The 19632-nt window shown below is 59.5% G+C and carries 26 protein-coding genes; 14 read left to right on the forward strand and 12 right to left on the reverse strand.

Going from position 1 to position 19632, the window contains the following annotated elements:
- Positions 1-99 precede the first annotated feature (99 nt).
- The gene (locus tag ACY4LX_RS05795) at positions 100-948 is read left to right on the forward strand and encodes a carbon-nitrogen hydrolase family protein (RefSeq protein ID WP_463259404.1); all 849 of its coding nucleotides are present in this window, start codon (positions 100-102) and stop codon (positions 946-948) included.
- Between the two features lie 18 nt (positions 949-966).
- On the forward strand, positions 967-2409 hold the full coding sequence (tldD, locus tag ACY4LX_RS05800) for a metalloprotease TldD (protein ID WP_123405271.1): 1443 nt from the start codon (positions 967-969) through the stop codon (positions 2407-2409).
- Between the two features lie 48 nt (positions 2410-2457).
- On the opposite strand, the gene yjgA is transcribed toward tldD, so the two are convergent.
- Positions 2458-2982 (reverse strand): ribosome biogenesis factor YjgA, encoded by a 525-nt coding sequence (yjgA, locus tag ACY4LX_RS05805; RefSeq protein WP_149657591.1) that lies wholly within the window; start codon positions 2980-2982, stop codon positions 2458-2460.
- Positions 2983-3089: 107 nt separating this feature from the next.
- Between yjgA and pmbA the strand changes: the two genes are divergently transcribed.
- A complete protein-coding gene (gene pmbA, locus ACY4LX_RS05810; RefSeq protein WP_463259405.1) occupies positions 3090-4436 on the forward strand; it encodes a metalloprotease PmbA in 1347 nt (448 codons plus the stop codon).
- A gap of 114 nt (positions 4437-4550) precedes the next feature.
- Here the strand turns inward: pmbA and ACY4LX_RS05815 are convergent, their stop codons facing one another.
- Entirely contained in the window at positions 4551-4802 is a 252-nt protein-coding gene (locus ACY4LX_RS05815) for a hypothetical protein (protein WP_463259406.1), read from the reverse strand.
- Between the two features lie 296 nt (positions 4803-5098).
- Between ACY4LX_RS05815 and ACY4LX_RS05820 the strand changes: the two genes are divergently transcribed.
- From ACY4LX_RS05820 to ACY4LX_RS05840, 5 genes are read left to right on the forward strand one after another with little or no spacing between them, the layout of a single operon-like run.
- Positions 5099-5494, forward strand: a complete 396-nt coding sequence (locus ACY4LX_RS05820; protein ID WP_463259407.1) for a FagA protein — start codon at positions 5099-5101, stop codon at positions 5492-5494.
- Positions 5487-6863, forward strand: coding sequence for a class II fumarate hydratase (locus ACY4LX_RS05825; RefSeq protein WP_463259408.1), 1377 nt, complete (start codon positions 5487-5489; stop codon positions 6861-6863). The genes ACY4LX_RS05820 and ACY4LX_RS05825 overlap by 8 nt, the downstream gene beginning before the upstream one ends.
- Before the next feature lie 27 nt (positions 6864-6890).
- A complete protein-coding gene (locus ACY4LX_RS05830; RefSeq protein WP_463259409.1) occupies positions 6891-7331 on the forward strand; it encodes a hypothetical protein in 441 nt (146 codons plus the stop codon).
- 1 nt (position 7332) lies between these two features.
- Positions 7333-7944: a superoxide dismutase gene (locus ACY4LX_RS05835; RefSeq protein ID WP_463259410.1), complete on the forward strand. Its 612-nt coding sequence runs from the start codon at positions 7333-7335 to the stop codon at positions 7942-7944.
- A gap of 30 nt (positions 7945-7974) precedes the next feature.
- Positions 7975-8868 (forward strand): ZIP family metal transporter, encoded by an 894-nt coding sequence (locus ACY4LX_RS05840; RefSeq protein ID WP_463259411.1) that lies wholly within the window; start codon positions 7975-7977, stop codon positions 8866-8868.
- Between the two features lie 68 nt (positions 8869-8936).
- On the opposite strand, the gene ACY4LX_RS05845 is transcribed toward ACY4LX_RS05840, so the two are convergent.
- From ACY4LX_RS05845 to ACY4LX_RS05890, 10 genes are all read right to left on the reverse strand, one after another.
- Positions 8937-9212, reverse strand: coding sequence for an HPr family phosphocarrier protein (locus ACY4LX_RS05845; protein ID WP_149657584.1), 276 nt, complete (start codon positions 9210-9212; stop codon positions 8937-8939).
- Between the two features lie 15 nt (positions 9213-9227).
- Positions 9228-10085 (reverse strand): RNase adapter RapZ, encoded by an 858-nt coding sequence (gene rapZ / locus ACY4LX_RS05850; RefSeq protein ID WP_149657583.1) that lies wholly within the window; start codon positions 10083-10085, stop codon positions 9228-9230.
- Positions 10086-10087: 2 nt separating this feature from the next.
- Positions 10088-10552, reverse strand: a complete 465-nt coding sequence (gene ptsN / locus ACY4LX_RS05855) for a PTS IIA-like nitrogen regulatory protein PtsN (RefSeq protein ID WP_149657582.1) — start codon at positions 10550-10552, stop codon at positions 10088-10090.
- Positions 10553-10564: 12 nt separating this feature from the next.
- Positions 10565-10873 carry a ribosome hibernation-promoting factor, HPF/YfiA family gene (gene hpf / locus ACY4LX_RS05860; RefSeq protein WP_149657581.1) on the reverse strand — a complete coding sequence of 103 codons (309 nt, stop codon included), beginning with the start codon at positions 10871-10873 and terminating at the stop codon, positions 10565-10567.
- A 73-nt stretch (positions 10874-10946) separates the two neighbouring features.
- Positions 10947-12440, reverse strand: coding sequence for an RNA polymerase factor sigma-54 (locus ACY4LX_RS05865; RefSeq protein ID WP_149657580.1), 1494 nt, complete (start codon positions 12438-12440; stop codon positions 10947-10949).
- 184 nt (positions 12441-12624) lie between these two features.
- A complete protein-coding gene (gene lptB / locus ACY4LX_RS05870; RefSeq protein WP_054049904.1) occupies positions 12625-13350 on the reverse strand; it encodes an LPS export ABC transporter ATP-binding protein in 726 nt (241 codons plus the stop codon).
- The gene (lptA, locus tag ACY4LX_RS05875; protein WP_463259412.1) at positions 13350-13898 is read right to left on the reverse strand and encodes a lipopolysaccharide transport periplasmic protein LptA; all 549 of its coding nucleotides are present in this window, start codon (positions 13896-13898) and stop codon (positions 13350-13352) included. The genes lptB and lptA overlap by 1 nt, the downstream gene beginning before the upstream one ends.
- Positions 13885-14457, reverse strand: a complete 573-nt coding sequence (gene lptC / locus ACY4LX_RS05880) for an LPS export ABC transporter periplasmic protein LptC (protein ID WP_149657742.1) — start codon at positions 14455-14457, stop codon at positions 13885-13887. Before lptC ends, lptA begins: the two co-directional genes overlap by 14 nt.
- Before the next feature lie 13 nt (positions 14458-14470).
- Entirely contained in the window at positions 14471-14995 is a 525-nt protein-coding gene (locus ACY4LX_RS05885; protein WP_149657578.1) for a KdsC family phosphatase, read from the reverse strand.
- Positions 14995-15969, reverse strand: coding sequence for a KpsF/GutQ family sugar-phosphate isomerase (locus tag ACY4LX_RS05890; RefSeq protein WP_149657577.1), 975 nt, complete (start codon positions 15967-15969; stop codon positions 14995-14997). The genes ACY4LX_RS05885 and ACY4LX_RS05890 overlap by 1 nt, the downstream gene beginning before the upstream one ends.
- 275 nt (positions 15970-16244) lie before the next feature.
- Here ACY4LX_RS05890 and ACY4LX_RS05895 point away from each other — a divergent pair, with 275 nt between their 5' ends.
- The 6 genes from ACY4LX_RS05895 to ACY4LX_RS05920 all read left to right on the forward strand — a co-directional run bounded on the left by ACY4LX_RS05895 (position 16245) and on the right by ACY4LX_RS05920 (position 19628).
- Entirely contained in the window at positions 16245-17054 is an 810-nt protein-coding gene (locus ACY4LX_RS05895) for an ATP-binding cassette domain-containing protein (RefSeq protein WP_054049897.1), read from the forward strand.
- Positions 17054-17851: a lipid asymmetry maintenance ABC transporter permease subunit MlaE gene (mlaE, locus tag ACY4LX_RS05900; protein WP_133838548.1), complete on the forward strand. Its 798-nt coding sequence runs from the start codon at positions 17054-17056 to the stop codon at positions 17849-17851. Before ACY4LX_RS05895 ends, mlaE begins: the two co-directional genes overlap by 1 nt.
- A complete protein-coding gene (gene mlaD, locus ACY4LX_RS05905) occupies positions 17851-18318 on the forward strand; it encodes an outer membrane lipid asymmetry maintenance protein MlaD (RefSeq protein WP_463259413.1) in 468 nt (155 codons plus the stop codon). Before mlaE ends, mlaD begins: the two co-directional genes overlap by 1 nt.
- A gap of 11 nt (positions 18319-18329) precedes the next feature.
- Entirely contained in the window at positions 18330-18971 is a 642-nt protein-coding gene (locus ACY4LX_RS05910) for an MlaC/ttg2D family ABC transporter substrate-binding protein (RefSeq protein ID WP_149657576.1), read from the forward strand.
- The gene (locus ACY4LX_RS05915; RefSeq protein WP_149657575.1) at positions 18968-19273 is read left to right on the forward strand and encodes an STAS domain-containing protein; all 306 of its coding nucleotides are present in this window, start codon (positions 18968-18970) and stop codon (positions 19271-19273) included. The genes ACY4LX_RS05910 and ACY4LX_RS05915 overlap by 4 nt, the downstream gene beginning before the upstream one ends.
- Before the next feature lie 115 nt (positions 19274-19388).
- Positions 19389-19628, forward strand: a complete 240-nt coding sequence (locus tag ACY4LX_RS05920) for a BolA family protein (RefSeq protein ID WP_007912386.1) — start codon at positions 19389-19391, stop codon at positions 19626-19628.
- Positions 19629-19632 lie beyond the last annotated feature (4 nt).

Consider the following 19632-nt stretch of genomic DNA (forward strand, 5'->3'; position numbering starts at 1 on the left):
ACTTGCCCGCGAAGGCGTGTTTCCTGACACCCTGCGGTGTATCGGTTCGCGGGCAAGCCTCGCCTACGGGTCATGTGTTGTTTTGAATAAGGAATGGCCATGTCTGTAGCGGTGATTCAAATGGTCAGCCAGAGCGATGTGCTGGCTAATCTGGCCCAGGCCCGGCGCCTGCTTGAACAAGCGGCAAACGCCGGCGCACGGCTCGCGGTGCTGCCGGAAAACTTCGCGGCCATGGGCCGTCGCGACATCGCCGACATCGGCCGCGCCGAAGCCATGGGCGAAGGCCCGATCCTGCCGTGGTTGAAACAGACCGCACGCGCCCTCAAGTTATGGATAGTCGCCGGCACCTTGCCATTGCCGCCGGTGGATCAGCCGACGGCGAAAGTGCATGCCTGCTCGCTGCTGGTGGATGACCAGGGCGAAACCGTCGCGCGGTACGACAAGTTGCACCTGTTCGACGTCGATGTGGCGGACAATCGCGGGCGTTACCGTGAATCCGATGACTATGCTTATGGCAGTGGCGTCGTGGTGGCGGACACACCCGTCGGTCGAGTCGGCCTGAGCGTGTGTTACGACCTGCGTTTCCCGGAGCTGTACAGCGAATTGCGCGCTGCCGGTGCGGAGTTGATCACCGCACCCTCGGCCTTTACCGCCGTGACCGGCGCGGCCCACTGGGATGTGCTGATCCGTGCACGGGCCATCGAAACCCAGTGTTATGTGCTCGCGGCCGCCCAGGGTGGCGCCCATCCGGGGCCGCGAGAGACTTACGGACATGCCGCCATCGTCGACCCGTGGGGCCGCGTGCTGGCGCAACAGGATCAAGGCGAGGCCGTGCTGCTGGCCGAACGCGACAGCAGCGAACAGGCGTCCATCCGGGCGCGGATGCCGGTGTCCAGTCACCGGCGCTTTTTCTCGCAGGGCGCCCAGCGACCTGCCTCAGAACGATGAATTTAAGGCGTAAAGCATATGAGCGAGTTGTTGTCCTCAGTCAGTGACCACCTGTTAGCGCCCGGCGGCGTGACGATCGAGAGCCTGCAAAGTGTGCTCGGCGATCTGGCCGGCCCGGGCATCGATGCTGCCGATCTGTATTTCCAGGGCCAGATTTCCGAGTCCTGGGCGCTGGAAGACGGGATCGTCAAGGAAGGCAGCTTCAACCTCGACCAGGGTGTCGGCGTGCGTGCGCAATCCGGTGAGAAGACCGGTTTTGCCTACAGCAATGCCATCACCCTCGAAGCCCTCGGCGCAGCGGCCCGTGCTGCCCGTTCGATCTCCCGCGCCGGGCAGAACGGCACGGTGCAAGCGTTCACCACCCAGGATGTCGCCCAGTTGTACGGGCCGGACAACCCGTTGGAAGTGCTGACCCGCGCCGAGAAAGTCGACCTGCTCAAGCGCATCGATGTCGCGACTCGCGCCCTCGACCCGCGTATCCAGCAAGTCACCGTGAGCATGGCCGGGGTTTGGGAGCGCATTCTTGTCGCGTCCACCGACGGCAGCCTGGCGGCGGATGTGCGGCCGTTGGTGCGCTTCAACGTCAGCGTGATCGTCGAGCAGAACGGGCGCCGCGAACGCGGTGGCCATGGCGGCGGCGGTCGCACTGATTACCGTTATTTCCTCAGCGACGACCGCGCCATGGGTTATGCCCGTGAAGCCTTGCGTCAGGCGCTGGTGAACCTGGAAGCGATTCCGGCACCCGCCGGTACGTTGCCGGTGGTGCTGGGTTCGGGCTGGTCCGGCGTGCTGCTGCACGAAGCGGTCGGCCATGGTCTGGAAGGCGACTTCAACCGTAAAGGCAGTTCTGCTTACAGCGGGCGCATGGGCGAGATGGTTGCGTCCAAGCTGTGCACCATCGTCGATGACGGCACGTTGGCCGGGCGTCGTGGTTCGTTGAGCGTCGATGACGAAGGCACCCCGACCGAGTGCACCACGCTGATCGAAAACGGTGTGCTCAAGGGCTATATGCAGGACAAGCTCAACGCACGGCTGATGGGCGTTGCCCGTACCGGTAACGGTCGTCGCGAATCCTACGCGCACCTGCCGATGCCACGGATGACCAACACCTACATGCTGGCGGGTGAAAGCGACCCGGAAGAAATCATCAAATCGGTCAAGCGCGGCATCTATTGCGCCAACCTCGGCGGCGGCCAGGTGGACATCACCAGCGGCAAATTCGTGTTCTCCACCAGCGAGGCGTATCTGATCGAAGACGGCAAGATCACGGCCCCGGTCAAAGGCGCGACGTTGATCGGCAACGGCCCGGAAGCCATGAGCAAAGTGTCGATGGTCGGTAACGACCTGGCGCTGGACAGTGGTGTGGGGACGTGCGGGAAGGATGGGCAGTCGGTGCCGGTGGGTGTCGGCCAGCCAACGCTGAAAATCGATGCGATCACTGTGGGTGGCACAGGATCCTGATGGATGGAGCTTCGGGTGAACCGCTTGGCGGTTCACCCGATTCGGGACTTAACGCAGACCGCGTTGAGTCTCGTCCAGCTCACGGATGTACTTGAAGACTTTACGGCTCGATGCCGGTGGCTTGTTGGTCGCCAGTTCGTGCTGGGCCTGACGGATCAGGGAGCGCAACTGTTGACGATCAGCCTCCGGGTAGTCGAGCACGAACTTCTCCAGGACTGCATCGTCGCCCGTGATCAAGCGATCGCGCCAGCGTTCCAGGCCGTGGAAACGTTCGTTGTACTGCCGGGTGGAGGCATCGAGTTGATCGAGCAGCTTGAAAATGGCGTCAGTGTCCTGATCGCGCATCAATTTGCCGATGAACATCAGGTGCCGTTTACGCGCGATATTCGCGGTGTGCTTGGGCGCATCGGCCAGGGCCCGGCGCATGGCGTCGGTCAACGGCAGTTTTGCCAGCAGGTCAGGCTTGAGCGTTGTAAGGCGTTCGCCGAGGTCAACCAGAGCATGCAGCTCGCGTTTAACCTGGGATTTGCTTTTTTCTCCCGTATCGAGGGAGTCGTCGTAAGAATCAACCATGGTGGCCGTCCGCAAAGAAACGCCGCCATGATAACCAGTCGGGGGCCGCTTGTCCGGCCCGGTCGCTCGAAGGCCTTACCGAAAGCAGAATTTGAGTGGAGAACAGCATGAGTGCAGTTGAAAGCGTCGGCCCACAAGCGTTGCCGGCACTGCAAGAGCAAGTCGAGCAGATCATCGCTGAAGCCAAGCGCCAGGGTGCCAGTGCCTGTGAAGTGGCGGTGTCGCTGGAGCAGGGACTGTCCACGTCGGTGCGTCAGCGGGAAGTCGAAACCGTCGAATTCAATCGTGATCAGGGCTTTGGCATCACCTTGTACGTCGGCCAGCGCAAAGGCTCGGCCAGCACCTCGGCCAGCGGCCCGGAAGCGATCCGCGAAACCGTCGCCGCCGCGCTGGCCATTGCCAAGCACACCTCGGAAGACGAAGCCTCGGGCCTGGCGGATGCCGCGCTGATGGCCAAGGATCTGCAGGATTTCGACCTGTTCCACGAGTGGGACATCACCCCCGAGCAAGCCATCGAAATGGCCCTGAGCTGTGAAGCGGCGGCGTTTGCCACCGACAACCGGATCAAGAATGCCGATGGCACCACCCTTAGCACGCACCAGGGCTGCCGCGTCTACGGCAACAGCCACGGTTTTATCGGCGGCTACGCGTCGACCCGGCACAGCTTGAGCTGCGTGATGATCGCCGAGGCCGACGGCCAGATGCAGCGCGATTACTGGTACGACGTGAACCGTCAGGGCAACTTGCTGGCCGACCCGGTGAGCATCGGCCAGCGCGCCGCGCAACGGGCTGCGAGCCGCTTGGGCGCACGTCCGGTGCCGACCTGTGAAGTGCCAGTGCTGTTTTCGGCGGAACTGGCCGGCGGTTTGTTCGGCAGCTTCCTGTCGGCGGTGTCCGGCGGCAGCCTGTACCGCAAATCGTCGTTCCTCGAAGGCACTCTGGGGCAGAAGCTGTTCCCGGAATGGCTGACCCTCGACGAGCGTCCACACCTGATGCGGGCCATGGGCAGTTCGGCGTTCGATGGCGATGGTTTGGCGACCTATGCCAAACCGTTCGTCGAAAATGGCGTCCTGGTGTCGTACATCCTCGGCACGTATTCCGGTCGCAAACTGGGCATGCCGAGCACCGCCAACGCGGGCGGCGTGCACAACCTGTTCGTCACCCATGGCGACGAAGACCAGGCCGCGCTGTTGCGTCGCATGGGCCGTGGCTTGCTGGTTACCGAGCTGATGGGCCATGGCCTGAACATGGTCACCGGCGATTATTCCCGTGGTGCGGCGGGTTTCTGGGTCGAGAACGGCGAAATCCAGTTCGCGGTCCAGGAAGTGACCATCGCCGGCAACATGCGCGACATGTTCAAACAGATTGTCGCGGTGGGTAATGACCTGGAACTGCGCAGCAACATTCGCACGGGTTCGGTGTTGATCGAGCGGATGACGGTGGCGGGTAGCTGATAAAGATAGAAGCGCCTAACAATACGATTAGTTGTTAGGCGCGAATTAGCGTTGTTTAGATTTGTTATTTAAAGGGTGCGGGTAGTATTGGGCAAGTAATCACTATTACTTGATTCATTCTTTTATGTCGGCAAGGAATGTCCTGTTTCTTTCGATGATGCCCAAGGCCTGCAGCGTGTCGTTAATGGCGTCGAGAAAGCCTGTATCTGCAGGGGTTGCCTTTAAATTCAGGGCTCTGCGCAGGGAAAGATAGAATCCAATCTTCGCGTGGGCAATTTCATCACTGACGTTTTTTTTGTCGATAATTCGTTGGGCAAGCAAGTTCAGCTCGGTTTCGATAAATACATTAAGTTCGATGTTTGTCATGTTTTCTCAAGATCCTTCATGGGAAAAATATGGGTGTTCGCCTGAGATAATAGATTCGTTTTTTTTAGAGAGGGTATGTGAATGTGTTGCAGCGTTTATATAAGTTGATATTTTCCTGCGTTGTTTTGAAGTCTTGCGACGACTTTTCCCTGCTTGTCGTACTTTTTCCGAAGCTCTTGGGTGTCGGTACTTAAGCGCCCGACCTTCGACCGCGTCGTGCGCGGGGGATGATCCAAGCTTGTTTTGGTTCTCATTATCATCTAATAATAAATCTCATTACCGAATGAGCCCGGATTATGAGTTCTGCCTTGCACGAGCAGCCTTACCTCGAAAGCTGGCGTTGGATGAGTCGCCAGATTCGTTGCGCGATGGATCCCGATGAGCCTCGCCTGATCGAACATTACCTGGCCGAAGGCCGGTATCTGGCCTGTTGCACGGCCACCTCGCCCTGGACCATCGCCGAAACCTCTTTCCGTTTATTGCTCGACACCGCCGCCGATGTCGCGCTGCCGTGGCACTGGCGAACCTTCTGTCTCGACCAGGCCTGGCGCCCATTGCGCGAACTGGAACGCCTCTCCCTGTGCAAATGCCGCCTCAAGCGCTGGCAGAGCTACACCTGGCAACTGGCGACCTGCGAGTTGCAGCCTTCGATTCCCCTCTTAGAACTGGTGCAAGGATTTCCTGATGAGTAATACGCGTATCGAACGCGACAGCATGGGCGAGCTTCAAGTCCCGGAAGCCGCCCTCTACGGCGCACAAACCCAGCGTGCAGTGGATAACTTCCCGATCAGTGGCCAACCGATGCCGGTGCAGTTCATCCGCGCGTTGATCCTGGCCAAAGCTGCCGCCGCCCGGGCCAACGTCGAGCTCAAGCAGATCAGCGAATCCCAGGGCAAAGCCATCGTCGATGCGGCCCAAGGCCTGCTCGAAGGCGATTTCATGCAGCACTTCCCGGTGGATATTTTCCAGACCGGTTCCGGCACCAGCTCCAACATGAACGCCAATGAAGTGATTGCCACCCTGGCCAGCCGTTTGCTGGGCGAACCGGTGAATCCTAATGATCACGTCAACTGCGGCCAGAGTAGCAACGACATCATCCCGACCACCATTCACGTCAGCGCCGCATTGGCGTTGCACGAGCAATTGCTGCCGGCGCTGCTGCACCTGGTGCAAGTGATCGAGCACAAGGCCGAGCAGGTTCATCACCACGTCAAAACCGGGCGCACGCACCTGATGGACGCCATGCCGGTGCGCATGAGCCAGGTGCTCAACGGTTGGGCGCAACAGCTCAAGGCCAATATCGGCCACCTGCAAGACCTGCTGCCGAGCCTGCAATCCCTGGCCCAGGGCGGCACGGCGGTGGGCACGGGGATCAATGCCCATCCGCAGTTCGCGGCGCTGTTCAGTCAGCAATTGAGCAAATTGACCCAAGTGCAATTCCAGCCTGGCAAGGACCTGTTTGCGCTGATTGGCTCCCAGGACACCGCGGTCGCAGTCTCCGGGCAGCTCAAGGTCACCGCCGTGTCGCTGATGAAAATTGCCAACGACCTGCGCTGGATGAACTCCGGCCCGCTCGCTGGCCTCGGTGAAATCGAACTCGAAGCCTTGCAGCCGGGCTCGTCGATCATGCCGGGCAAGGTCAATCCGGTGATCCCGGAAGCCACGGCGATGGTCGCCGCTCAAGTGATCGGCAACGACACGGTGATCACCATCGCCGGCCAGTCGGGCAATTTCGAATTGAACGTGATGCTGCCGATCATCGCCCAGAACCTGCTGAGCAGCATCGAGTTGCTGGCCAATTCCAGCCGTTTGTTGGGCGACAAGGCCATCGCCAGCTTCAAGGTCAACGAGGCCCGGCTCAAGGAAGCGCTGTCGCGCAACCCGATCCTGGTCACTGCACTCAACCCGATCATCGGTTACCAAAAAGCCGCGGAGATCGCCAAGAAGGCGTATCAGCAGGGCCGTCCGGTGATTGATGTCGCCCTGGAACACACCGACCTGACGCGCAGCCAACTGGAAGAGTTGCTCAATCCAGAAAAGCTCACCGCTGGCGGCGTGTAACTCACGCTACTGCTTTGGAGGCACACCATGGAGCACTGGAAACGCACGATCGAAAGGGCTAATCGCCATTTCATGCTGGGCGAGTTCGTCGATGCCCGCGAGGCTTACTTGCAGGCACTGGCGCTGGCCCAGGTGTTGTTCGAGCGCTGGGCGGATGCCGACGAAGCGGTGGCCGCTTGCGTGATTTCCCACCACAACCTGGCCGACCTGCATTTGCGCCTGAACCAGCCGGAGGAGAGCGCCGAGTACCTGTGCGCGATCCATCAGCGCTTATTGCAGACCATGCAGGACTCGCGACTGGCCCCGGCCCTGCGCGAAGCCGCGTTGCGCCAGAGCAGCAAGACCTACGTCGAACTACTGAATTTCATCAGCGAACACGGCGAATACCCACGCACCCATCGTTTGCTGCACATGGAGGCGGTGTCGCCGCGGCATCAGTCTGTCCCTCTTCACCATGGAGTCCATTGAAATGGCTTTTACCTTGCCTGCCTTGCCGTACGCCTACGATGCCCTGGAACCGCATATCGATGCGCAGACCATGGAAATCCACTACACCAAACACCACCAGACCTACATCAACAACCTCAATGCGGCCGTTGAAGGCACCGAGTTTGCCGAGTGGTCGGTGGAAAAACTGGTGGCCGGCGTCCAGCAACTCCCGGAAAAACTGCGCGCTGCGGTGATCAACCAGGGCGGTGGCCACGCCAACCATTCGCTGTTCTGGGAAGTCATGGCGCCCAATGCCGGCGGCAAACCGGACGGTGCGCTGGCCACGGCCATCGATGAGCAGTTGGGCGGCCTCGACAGCTTCAAGGAAGCTTTCACCAAAGCCGCGCTGACCCGCTTCGGCAGTGGTTGGGCGTGGTTGAGTGTCACGCCGCAAAAGACCCTGGTCGTGGAAAGCAGCGGCAACCAGGACAGCCCGTTGATGAACGGCAACACGCCGATCCTCGGCCTCGACGTCTGGGAACACGCCTATTACCTGCGTTATCAGAATCGTCGTCCGGAATACATCAGCGCGTTCTACAACGTGATCAATTGGCCCGAAGTCGCGGCGCGCTATCAGGCCGCGCTGGTTTAAGTCCTCTATAAAAACAATCCAAGGCTGACTATGGGCACTGAAACACTGGCGATCGGCGGCGGACGAATGTTCCGTTACGCGTTGGGATCGCTGTTGCTGCTGGCGGGAATGACGTTGTTGGTTGCCCAGGGATTGGCGTGGCTGGACCTTGAGCCGAGGTTGCTGCGTGCCCTGCAAGGTGGGGCAATTTGCGCCTTAGGCACGGCGCTCGGGGCGGTGCCGGTGCTGGTGATTCGGCGCATGCCCCAGGCGCTCAGCGATACTTTGCTGGGTTTCGGTGCCGGGGTGATGCTCGCGGCGACCGCGTTTTCGCTGATTGTCCCGGGCATCTCTGCGGCCGAAAGCCTGGGGCTGACGCCTTGGGTGGCCAGCGGCCTGATCAGTTTCGGCATCATGCTCGGCGCATTCGGATTGTTTCTGGTGGATCGCAAGGTCTCCGGGGCCAGTCCGGAAATGCTCGTTGGCACCTTGGAACGCCCGGTGATTGCGCCGCGAATCTGGCTGTTCGTGTTCGCCATCATTGCCCACAACATTCCGGAAGGCATGGCGGTCGGGGTTTCGGCCGGTGGCGGCATGCCTGACGCCGACAGCCTGGCCATGGGCATCGCCTTGCAGGATGTGCCCGAGGGACTGGTGATTGCGTTGGTGTTGGCCGGGGCGGGGATGTCGCGGTTCAAGGCGTTCCTGATCGGTGCGGCATCAGGCTTGGTGGAGCCGGTTTTCGCATTGTTGTGCGCGTGGCTGGTGAGCCTGGCGGAATTGCTGTTGCCGTTGGGACTGGCGCTGGCGGCTGGGGCGATGCTGCTGGTGGTGACCCATGAGGTGATTCCGGAGTCGCGGCGCAATGGTCACGACAAACTGGCTAGCCTGGGGTTGTTGCTGGGGTTTTGCTTGATGATGGTGATGGATACGGCGTTGGCGTAAAAAAGATCGCAGCCTTCGGCAGCTCCAGGATCGGCAAGGAGCTGCCGAAGGCTGCGATCTTTTGATGTTCAACCACCTTCGCCGAAGTAGTCGTTGATCAGGGCCACCAATGCCTGCAAGGCTTCGTCGGCCTGTTCACCTTCGGTACTCAGGTGAATGATGGTGCCCTTGCCGGCAGCGAGCATCATCATGGCCATGATGCTTTTACCGTCGACCATGGACTCGGGATTGCGTCCGACCCGGATCGTGCAATCCTTGAACTCACCGGCAACACCAACGAATTTCGCAGAAGCGCGGGCATGCAGGCCCAGCTTGTTGATGATTTCAATTTCCAGAGCAGGCATCGCGTAGTGAATCCTTTAGCTGAGGTCGCGGTGGCGAACCTGGACATTCTTCAGGGATTGTTGCAGGGCCTGGCCCAGACGTTCGGTCAGGTACACGGAGCGGTGATGACCGCCGGTACAGCCAATGGCAATGGTGACGTAGGCGCGGTTGCTGGCGGCGAAACGGGGTAGCCACTTGAACAAGTAGTTGTAGATGTCCTGGAACATCTCCTCGACGTCCGGCTGTGCCGCCAGATAGTCGGCCACCGGTTGATCGAGCCCGGACTGCGCTCGCAGTTCCGGCTTCCAATAAGGATTGGGCAGGCAGCGCACGTCGAACACCACGTCGGCGTCCACTGGCATGCCACGCTTGAACCCGAAAGACTCCACCAGGAACGCAGTGCCGGGCTCCGGCTGGTTCAGCAGGCGCAACTTGATGGTGTCGCGCAACTGGTACAGGTTCAGGTTGGTGGTATTGATCTTGAGGTCGGCGAGGTCCGCAATCGGCCCGAGCAGTTGGGACTCGTCGTTGATCGCCTCGGCCAGTGAACGGTTGGCGTTGCTCAGCGGGTGCCGGCGGCGGGTTTCCGAGAAACGTTTGAGCAGGGTTTCTTCATCGGCATCCAGATACAACACATCGCACTGGATATGCCGGCTGCGCACTTCTTCGAGCAGTTCGGGAAAGCGCGACAGATGGCTGGGCAGGTTGCGGGCGTCGATGGACACGGCGACCAGCGGCTGTGCCAGTTCGGTATGAATCAGGGCGCGTTCGGCCAGTTCCGGCAGCAGGCCGGCGGGCAGGTTGTCGATGCAGTAGTAGCCGTTGTCCTCAAGGACATTGAGCGCCGTACTTTTACCTGAGCCGGAGCGGCCACTGACGATGATCAAGCGCATGATTAGTGACCGTTTTGCTCGCTCAGGACGACCTGATACAAGGCTTCGTTGCTCGGGGCACTGCGCAGTTTCTCGCGGACTTCCTTGCGGTCAAGCATGCTGGCGATCTGGCGCAGCAACTCCAGGTGCGCATCGGTGGCGGCTTCCGGGACCAGCAGTACAAACAGCAGGTCCACCGGGGCGCCGTCGATGGCGTCGAAATCGATAGGTGCGTCAAGGTGCATCAGGGCGCTGATGGGCGAGGTACAGCCCTTCAGGCGACAGTGGGGGATAGCGATGCCGTTGCCAAAACCGGTGGAACCGAGTTTTTCACGGGCAATCAGAGCCTCGAAGACATCTTGCATCTCCAGATCCGGCACTTCCCGGGCGATCAGGTTGGCAATTTGCTCGAGGGCTTTCTTTTTACTGCCGCCCGGCACGTTCACGAGGGAACGGCCGGGGGTCAGGATGTTTTCAAGTCGGATCATGGGTTGGGGATGTTAACGACCGGTCGCGCCCTGGAGGAGGCTCTGGGTCTTTTCCTTATGCTTTTTGAGTTGTTTATCCAGCTTGTCGGTCAATGCGTCGATCGCCGCGTACATATCGGTATGTTCCGCGTTGGCGACTACTTCATTGCCGGGAATATGCAGGGTGGCTTCGATTTTCTGCTTCAGCTTCTCGACCGTCATCGTGACCTGCACGTTGGTGATCTTGTCGAAATGCCGCTCTAATCGTTCGAGCTTTTCGCCGATGTAGGCGCGCAGGGGTTCGGTCACTTCCAGTTGGTGTCCACTGATGTTGACTTGCATACAGCTTCTCCTTCGTTGCCAGTGCATAAAGCGGCAGATCAGATGATCTACCACTGGAACGCTGTGCTGTGGCTTACATCAACCGCTTGCGTTCGCTCGAAGGCGCGATTCCCAGGGATTCGCGGTACTTGGCGACGGTGCGGCGAGCCACCTGAATGCCTTGTGCCTCCAGTAAACCAGCGATCTTGCTGTCACTCAACGGCTTTTTCTGATTTTCCGCGGCAACCAGTTTTTTGATGATCGCGCGGATCGCTGTGGACGAGCATTCACCGCCTTCGGAGGTGCTGACATGGCTGGAGAAAAAGTATTTCAGCTCATATATGCCCCGTGGGGTATGCATGAACTTTTGGGTGGTCACCCGTGAAATCGTCGACTCGTGCATGCCCACCGCTTCGGCGATGTCATGCAGGACCAGCGGTTTCATGGCTTCGTCGCCGTACTCCAGGAAGCCGCGCTGGTGCTCGACGATCTGGGTGGCCACTTTCATCAGGGTTTCGTTGCGGCTTTGCAGGCTCTTGATGAACCAGCGGGCTTCCTGCAACTGGTTGCGCATGAAGGTGTTGTCGGCGCTGGTGTCGGCGCGGCGTACGAAACCGGCGTACTGAGCGTTGACCCGCAGCCGCGGCACCGATTCCTGGTTCAGCTCCACCAGCCAGCGCTCGTTGTCCTTGCGCACGATCACGTCGGGCACGACGTATTCGGCTTCGCTGGACTCGATCTGCGATCCTGGGCGCGGGTTCAGGCTCTGGACCAGTTCGATCACCTGGCGCAGTTCATCTTCCTTGAGCTTCATGCGGCGCATCAACTGGCTGTAGTCGCGGCTGCCGAGCAGGTCGATGTAATCGCTGACCAGGCGCTTGGCCTCGGCCAGCCAAGGGGTCTTGGCGGACAGCTGGCGCAATTGCAGCAGCAGGCATTCGCCCAGGTTGCGCGCGCCGATGCCAGCCGGTTCGAATTGCTGGATGCGGTGCAGGACGGCTTCGATTTCGTCCAGTTCGATGTCCAGTTCCGGATCGAAAGCTTCGAGGATTTCCTCGAGGGTTTCGTCCAGGTAACCCTGATTGTTGATGCAATCGATCAGGGTCACGGCAATCAGGCGATCGGTGTCGGACATCGGCGCCAGGTTCAGTTGCCAGAGCAGGTGGCTTTGCAGGCTTTCGCCGACCGATGTGCGAGTGGTGAAATCCCATTCGTCGTCATCGTTGCTGGGCAGGCTGCTGGCGCTGGTCTGGTAGACGTCTTCCCACGCGGTGTCGACGGGCAGTTCGTTGGGAATGCGCTCGTTCCAGTCACCTTCCTCGAGGTTGTCCACCGTCGGGGCGGTTTCCTGGTAGGAGGGTTCTGAAACATCGGCATTGGGTTGCTGTTCGGCTTTGTCGGCCAAGGGATCGGCGTTATCGAAGTCGTCGCCTTCTTCCTGGCGTTCGAGCATCGGATTGGACTCCAGGGCCTCCTGGATTTCCTGTTGCAGGTCCAGGGTCGACAATTGGAGCAGGCGGATGGCCTGTTGCAGCTGAGGTGTCATCGTCAGCTGCTGGCCCATTCTCAAGACTAGCGATGGTTTCATGGCAGGGGCTTAACACCTTATTCGCCGGCGCGCATGCGCCATCCACTACAGGGCGCCGGAGCGCCAAACTTAAGCAAATTATATGCCCGAAACTGCATCGTTTGCCTAGAGCGCTGTAACAATAAAAACTTATTGATTTTTTATCGAGACAAGCGCTCGGACAATCAGCCAGACACCTCAGTGCTTAAAGGCGGAACTCATGACCCAGATACACTTCCTTGACCAGTTCGTTGGCCAGGATGGTGGCGGAGTCACCTTCGGCGATCAGTTGGCCATCGTTGACGATGTAGGCGGTTTCGCAGATATCCAGGGTTTCACGGACGTTGTGGTCGGTGATCAGCACGCCAATGCCCTTGGCCTTGAGGTGATGGATGATCTGTTTGATGTCGCCCACCGAAATCGGGTCCACGCCGGCGAAAGGTTCGTCGAGCAGGATGAATTTCGGGTTGGTGGCCAAAGCCCGGGCAATTTCCACCCGGCGGCGTTCACCTCCGGACAGGCTCATGCCGAGGTTGTCACGGATGTGGCTGATGTGGAATTCCTGCAGCAGGCTTTCCAGCTCCTTGCGACGACCCGCCTTGTCGAGTTCCTTGCGGGTCTCGAGGATGGCCATGATGTTGTCGGCTACCGACAGCTTGCGGAAGATCGACGCTTCTTGCGGAAGATAGCCGATACCGGCCTTCGCACGACCGTGCATCGGCTGGTGGCTGACGTCCAGGTCGTCGATCAGTACGCGACCCTGATCGGCCTGCACCAGGCCGACGATCATGTAGAAGCACGTGGTCTTGCCGGCGCCGTTCGGGCCCAGCAGGCCGACGATCTGACCGCTGTCGATGGACAGGCTGACGTCGCGCACGACCTGGCGGCTCTTGTAGCTCTTGGCCAGATGCTGAGCTTTCAGAGTTGCCATTACTGGGCCTTTTTCTCGTCGGTTTTCGGCTTCGGCTGGATCACCATGTCGATGCGCGGACGCGCCTCGGTGACCTTGCTGCCCGTGGCACGGCCGGCGCTCGCCAGTTTCTTGACCGTGTCGTAGACGATTTTCTCGCCCTGGGTGGTGTTGTTGTCCTTGTCGACGACTTTGGCCTTGTCGATCAGTACAACGCGGTTTTGCGCGGCATGGTACTGGATGGTCACGCCCCAGCCCTGAACAGGCTTGGTGTCACCAGCGGTCTGCAGTTGCTCGAAGTAAGCAAGATTGCCCACCGAGGTCACCACATCGATGTCGCCGGTCGGGGTGCGGGTGATGGTCACGGTATTGCCTTTGACCTTCATCGAACCCTGGGTAATGATCACGTCACCTTTATAGGTGGCAACGCCATTCTTGTCGTCCAGTTGGGCATCGTCGGCCTGAATACGGATAGGCTGCTCTTGATCGTTCGGCAGAGCCCAGGCGCTCACGCTTCCCAGTGCTGCGCCCAGACTGAGCAAAATAGGGAGGGTTTTAACGAGCCTCATACTGTCCTCTTACGTTCGATAGCAGATGTATTCTGCTTTCTTTCAAATACGCTTTCATTCCGTTGCCAGTCGACACACCACCAGCGCCGTCGATTCTAACGGGTTGATCGGTCTGCGCATATTGCTGCTGCGGGAACACGGTCATCCGGGTGCTGGTAACGATCAAATTACGGTTCTTTTCATCGGTGCGTGCAATACGCACCGAATCGATCAGTTCTACCTGGGTGCCGTCCGCGTTCACTTCACCGCGCAAACTGGTGACGTGCCATGGAAAATCGGTGCCGCGGTACATGTTCAGGTCCGGATTGGTCAGCAACGACACGTCGGTCGCCTTGAGGTGCTCGACCTTGTCGGACGTCAAGTCGTACTGCAGGCCACCGTCGGGCAGGTACTGCACGCTGTGGGCGTTAATGGCGTAATAGTCGATTGCACTTTCATCGACCGCGACGACCGGCTTGTCAAGGAAGCGTTCCGGGCTGATGTTCCAGTAGCCGACCGCCGCAAATATCGCAGCGATACAACCGAACAGCATAAATCTGCGAAACTTTTTGCTCAAAATAAACATAAATGGCTCACAGGTACGCGGCGTTGGCCGCATCGAGGCGGCCCTGGGCGCGCAGGATCAATTCGCAGAATTCGCGGGCGGCACCTTCGCCGCCACGGGCCAGGGTGATGCCGTGGGCGTGTTCGCGCACGAAGCTGGCGGCATTGGCCACCGCCATGCCCAGGCCGACGCGACGAATCACCGGCAGGTCTGGCAGGTCGTCACCGAGGTAGGCAACCTGTTCATAGCTTAGATTGAGTTGGGCAAGCAGCTCGTCGAGCACCACCAGTTTGTCTTCGCGACCCTGATACAGATGTGGAATGCCGAGGTTTTTCGCTCGACGTTCGACCACCGGGGTCTTGCGGCCGCTGATGATAGCGGTCTGTACGCCGGCTGCCATCAACATCTTGATGCCTTGGCCATCGAGGGTGCTGAAAGTCTTGAATTCGCTGCCGTCTTCGAGGAAGTACAGGCGTCCGTCGGTGAGGACGCCGTCGACGTCAAAGACCGCCAGTTTGATGTTCTTGCCGCGTTGCAGCAGATCGTCGCTCATCACATTACTCCGGCACGCAGCAGGTCGGACAGGTTGAAGGCGCCCACCGGGCGGTCTTCCTTGTCGACGACTACCAGTGCGTTGATTCGATGGTCTTCCATGATTTTCAGGGCTTCGGCTGCCAGCATATCGGCCCGGGCGGTCTTGCCATGAAGGGTCATGACTTCATCAATGGTCGTGTGGTGGATGTCGATGGTGCGGTCGAGGGTGCGGCGCAAGTCGCCGTCAGTGAAGATCCCGGCCAGTTTGCCATTGGGTTCCACGATCGCGGTCATGCCCAGGCCTTTGCGGGTCATTTCCATCAGCGCGTCCTTGAGCAGCGTGCCGCGTTGCACCTGGGGCAATTCTGCGCCGGCGTGCATGACGGTTTCCACTTTCAGCAGCAGGCGGCGGCCAAGCGCGCCACCTGGATGGGAAAAGGCGAAGTCTTCCGCGGTAAAGCCGCGCGCTTCCAGCAGCGCCACGGCCAGGGCGTCGCCCATGACCAGGGCGGCGGTGGTGGAGGAGGTCGGCGCCAGGTTCAGCGGGCAGGCTTCATGCTCCACGTGTACGTTGAGATTGATCTCGGCGGCCTTGGCCAGCGGCGAATCCGGGTTGCCGGTCATGCTGATCAACTGGATGCCCTGGCGCTTGATCAGCGGCAGCAGGGTGACGATTTCATTGGTGGAGCCGGAGTTCGACAGCGCCAGGATGATGTCGTCGCGGGTGATCATGCCCATGTCGCCGTGGCTGGCTTCAGCCGGGTGCACGAAGAACGCCGTGGTGCCGGTGCTGGCCAGGGTGGCGGCAATCTTGTTGCCGATGTGCCCGGATTTGCCCATGCCCAGCACGACCACACGGCCTTTGCTGGCCAGAATCATCTCGCAAGCGCGTACGAAATCCGCGTCGATATGGGGCAACAAGCCTTGTACGGCTTCCACTTCGAGACGGATGGTGCGTTGTGCCGATTGAATCAGGTCGCTGGATTGGCTCATGTCAGAATCGTATAGCCCGATGAAAAGGCGGCGATTATAGCGGTAATGATCGAAACCCTCACGCTAGTTCGTCATGCTTTGTAAATAGCTGTAACCGAATCCTTCTAAATCAACGGATTTGCCTGTCCTGTTGCTGAACATGCCCCGGCTTGGGCCTTGGGCGCTTGGCCTTTGCAGTGATATAGTTCGCCGCCAGTTCGGCCTGCCCGGGGAGGTATGTGCTTTCGACAGAAAGCCAGGCGTCCGAGTGAGAGGCTGCATCGCAAGGAGTTTAGATGAGTGCCGATAACGCCTACGCGGTCGAGCTGAAGGGACTGACCTTCAAGCGCGGTACGCGCAGCATTTTCAATAACGTCGATATCCGTATCCCGCGCGGCAAGGTCACCGGCATCATGGGACCTTCCGGGTGTGGCAAGACCACGCTATTACGGCTGATGGGCGCGCAGTTGCGACCTACCAGCGGCGAAGTCTGGGTCAACGGCCAGAATTTACCCAAATTGTCTCGCAGCGATCTGTTCGATGCGCGCAAGCACATGGGCGTGCTGTTCCAGAGCGGCGCACTGTTTACCGATCTCGATGTATTCGAGAACGTTGCTTTTCCGCTGCGCGTCCATACCGAGCTGCCGGAAGAAATGATCCGTGACATCGTCCTGCTCAAATTGCAGGCCGTGGGCTTGCGTGGCGCCATCGACCTGATGCCTGACGAATTGTCCGGCGGCATGAAGCGTCGCGTCGCGCTGGCGCGGGCCATTGCGCTTGATCCGCAGATCCTCATGTATGACGAGCCCTTTGTCGGGCAGGACCCGATCGCCATGGGTGTGCTGGTGCGCCTGATCCGCCTGCTCAACGATGCGCTGGGCATCACCAGCATCGTGGTTTCCCACGATCTGGCCGAAACCGCGAGCATTGCCGATTACATTTATGTGGTGGGCGAAGGGCAAGTCCTGGGGCAGGGCACGCCTGAAGAACTGATGAACTCGCAGGAGCCGCGTATCCGTCAATTCATGACGGGCGAGCCGGACGGTCCGGTCGCCTATCACTTTCCAGCGACGGATTACCGCGCAGATCTTCTGGGGAAGCGCTGATGCGCAAGATTTCACTAATAGAAAGAGTGCGCCGGTTCGGCCGCGCGGCCATCGATGCCGTGGGGGTGTTCGGGCGGGCGGCGATTTTCCTGTTCCACGCGTTGCTGGGTCGCGGTGGCATTGGTGGCGGTTTCGGCTTGCTGATCAAGCAGCTGCATTCGATCGGCGTGATGTCTCTGGTGATCATCGTGGTCTCCGGGGTGTTTATCGGCATGGTGCTGGCGCTGCAAGGCTTCAATATCCTGTCCAGCTACGGTTCGGAGCAGGCCGTCGGGCAGATGGTTGCCCTGACGCTGCTGCGTGAACTGGGGCCGGTGGTGACAGCATTGCTGTTCGCCGGGCGTGCCGGTTCGGCCCTGACGGCGGAAATCGGCAACATGAAGTCCACTGAGCAGTTGTCCAGTCTGGAAATGATTGGCGTCGACCCGCTCAAGTACATCGTTGCCCCGCGCCTGTGGGCCGGTTTCATTTCCCTGCCGGTGCTGGCGATGATTTTCAGCGTCGTCGGGATCTGGGGCGGTTCGTGGGTTGCAGTCGACTGGCTGGGCGTCTATGACGGCTCCTACTGGGCGAACATGCAAAACAGCGTGACGTTCAATGGCGACGTGCTCAACGGCATCATCAAAAGCATCGTTTTCGGGTTTGTCGTGACCTGGATTGCCGTATTCCAAGGGTATGACTGCGAGCCCACTTCCGAGGGGATCAGTCGTGCCACAACCAAGACCGTGGTGTATGCCTCTTTGGCAGTGCTCGGCCTGGACTTTATTCTGACCGCCTTGATGTTTGGAGATTTCTGATGCAAAACCGCACCCTGGAAATCGGTGTCGGCCTTTTCCTGCTGGCTGGCATCCTGGCTTTGCTGCTGCTTGCGTTGCGGGTCAGTGGCCTGTCCCCGAGCGCGACCACCGAGTCATATAAACTTTATGCTTATTTCGACAATATCGCCGGTTTGACGGTCAGAGCTAAAGTGACCTTGGCCGGTGTGACCATCGGCAAGGTCACGGCAATCGATCTGGACCGCGACAGTTTCACCGGTCGGGTGACCATGCAGCTGGAAAAGCGCGTAGATAATCTGCCGACTGACTCCACTGCATCTATCCTGACCGCTGGCCTGTTGGGCGAGAAGTACATTGGTATCAGCGTGGGCGGGGAACAAGCCTTGCTCAAGGATGGCGGGACCATCCATGACACCCAGTCGTCGCTGGTGCTCGAGGACCTGATCGGTAAATTCCTGCTCAATACCGTTAGCAAAGACGCCAAATGAGGAGCTTTTGAATGATCTCTACCTTGCGACGTGGCCTGTTGGTATTACTCGCGGCCCTGCCGTTGATGGCTAACGCCGTGGCGGCACAGTCGGCGCACGATCTGGTTCAGGACACCACGACCCGGATGCTCGCAGACCTGTCGGCCAATAAAGAGAAGTACAAGACGGATCCACAGGACTTCTACACGGCGCTGAACACCATTGTCGGCCCTGTGGTGGATGCCGAAGGCATTTCCAAAAGCATCATGACGGTCAAGTATTCGCGCAAAGCCACGCCCGCGCAGATGCAGACCTTCCAGGAAAACTTCAAGAAAGGCCTGTTCCAGTTCTATGGCAACGCCTTGCTCGAATACAACAACCAGGGCATCACCGTTGACCCTGCCAAGGATGAGTCGGGCGACCGCACCAGCGTTGGCATGACGGTCAAGGGCACCAACGGCGCGGTTTATCCCGTGCAGTACACCCTGGAGAAGATCAACGGCGAGTGGAAGCTGCGCAACGTGATCATCAACGGCATCAATATCGGCAAGCTGTTCCGCGATCAGTTCGCTGACGCGATGCAGCGCAATGGCAACGACCTGGACAAGACCATCAACAATTGGGCCGGGGAAGTCGCTAAAGCCAAGGAAGCCACAGAGAAGAAGACTCAATGAGTGAGTCAGCCGTTCGCATGAGCGAAACCGGCGAGTTGCTGCTCAGTGGCGTGCTGGATTACCGCACCGGCCCTGACTTGCGCAAGCAAGGTCAGGCGCTGATCAAGGCCAGTAAGGCCGCCGCCGTGGTGGTTGATTGTTCGGCGGTGACGAAGTCCAGCAGTGTCGGCTTGTCGCTGCTGCTGTGCTTCATGCGTGATGCAGAGGCGGGCGGCAAGGCCGTCAGCATCCGCGCCATGCCCGAAGACATGCGCGAAATCGCTCAGGTCAGCGAATTGACCGAGCTGTTGGCGCACCCCTAACCGGCATCTATAAAGAAGCCCCCCGTCAGAGTCCTGTGAATGCGGGGTTCGCAGGCGCGGGGCTTTTTTGTATGATGTCCGACCCGCGCGCACAGGGCGCCGATTGAGGTTGAGCATGCAGGCCGTAGAAGTGAAGAGCTTCCTTGAAGGAAAGCTGCCCGGAACGCTGGTAGAAGTTGAGGGCGAAGGCTGCAACTTTCAGCTGAACGTGATTAGCGATGAACTGGCGGCGTTGAGCCCGGTGAAGCGTCAGCAGCAGATCTATGCCCATTTGAACCCATGGATCACCGATGGCAGCATCCATGCGGTCACTATGAAATTTTTCAGCAGCGCGGCCTGGGCCGAGCGCACCTGAGCCC

Source organism: Pseudomonas sp. Emmai (assembly GCF_055179735.1).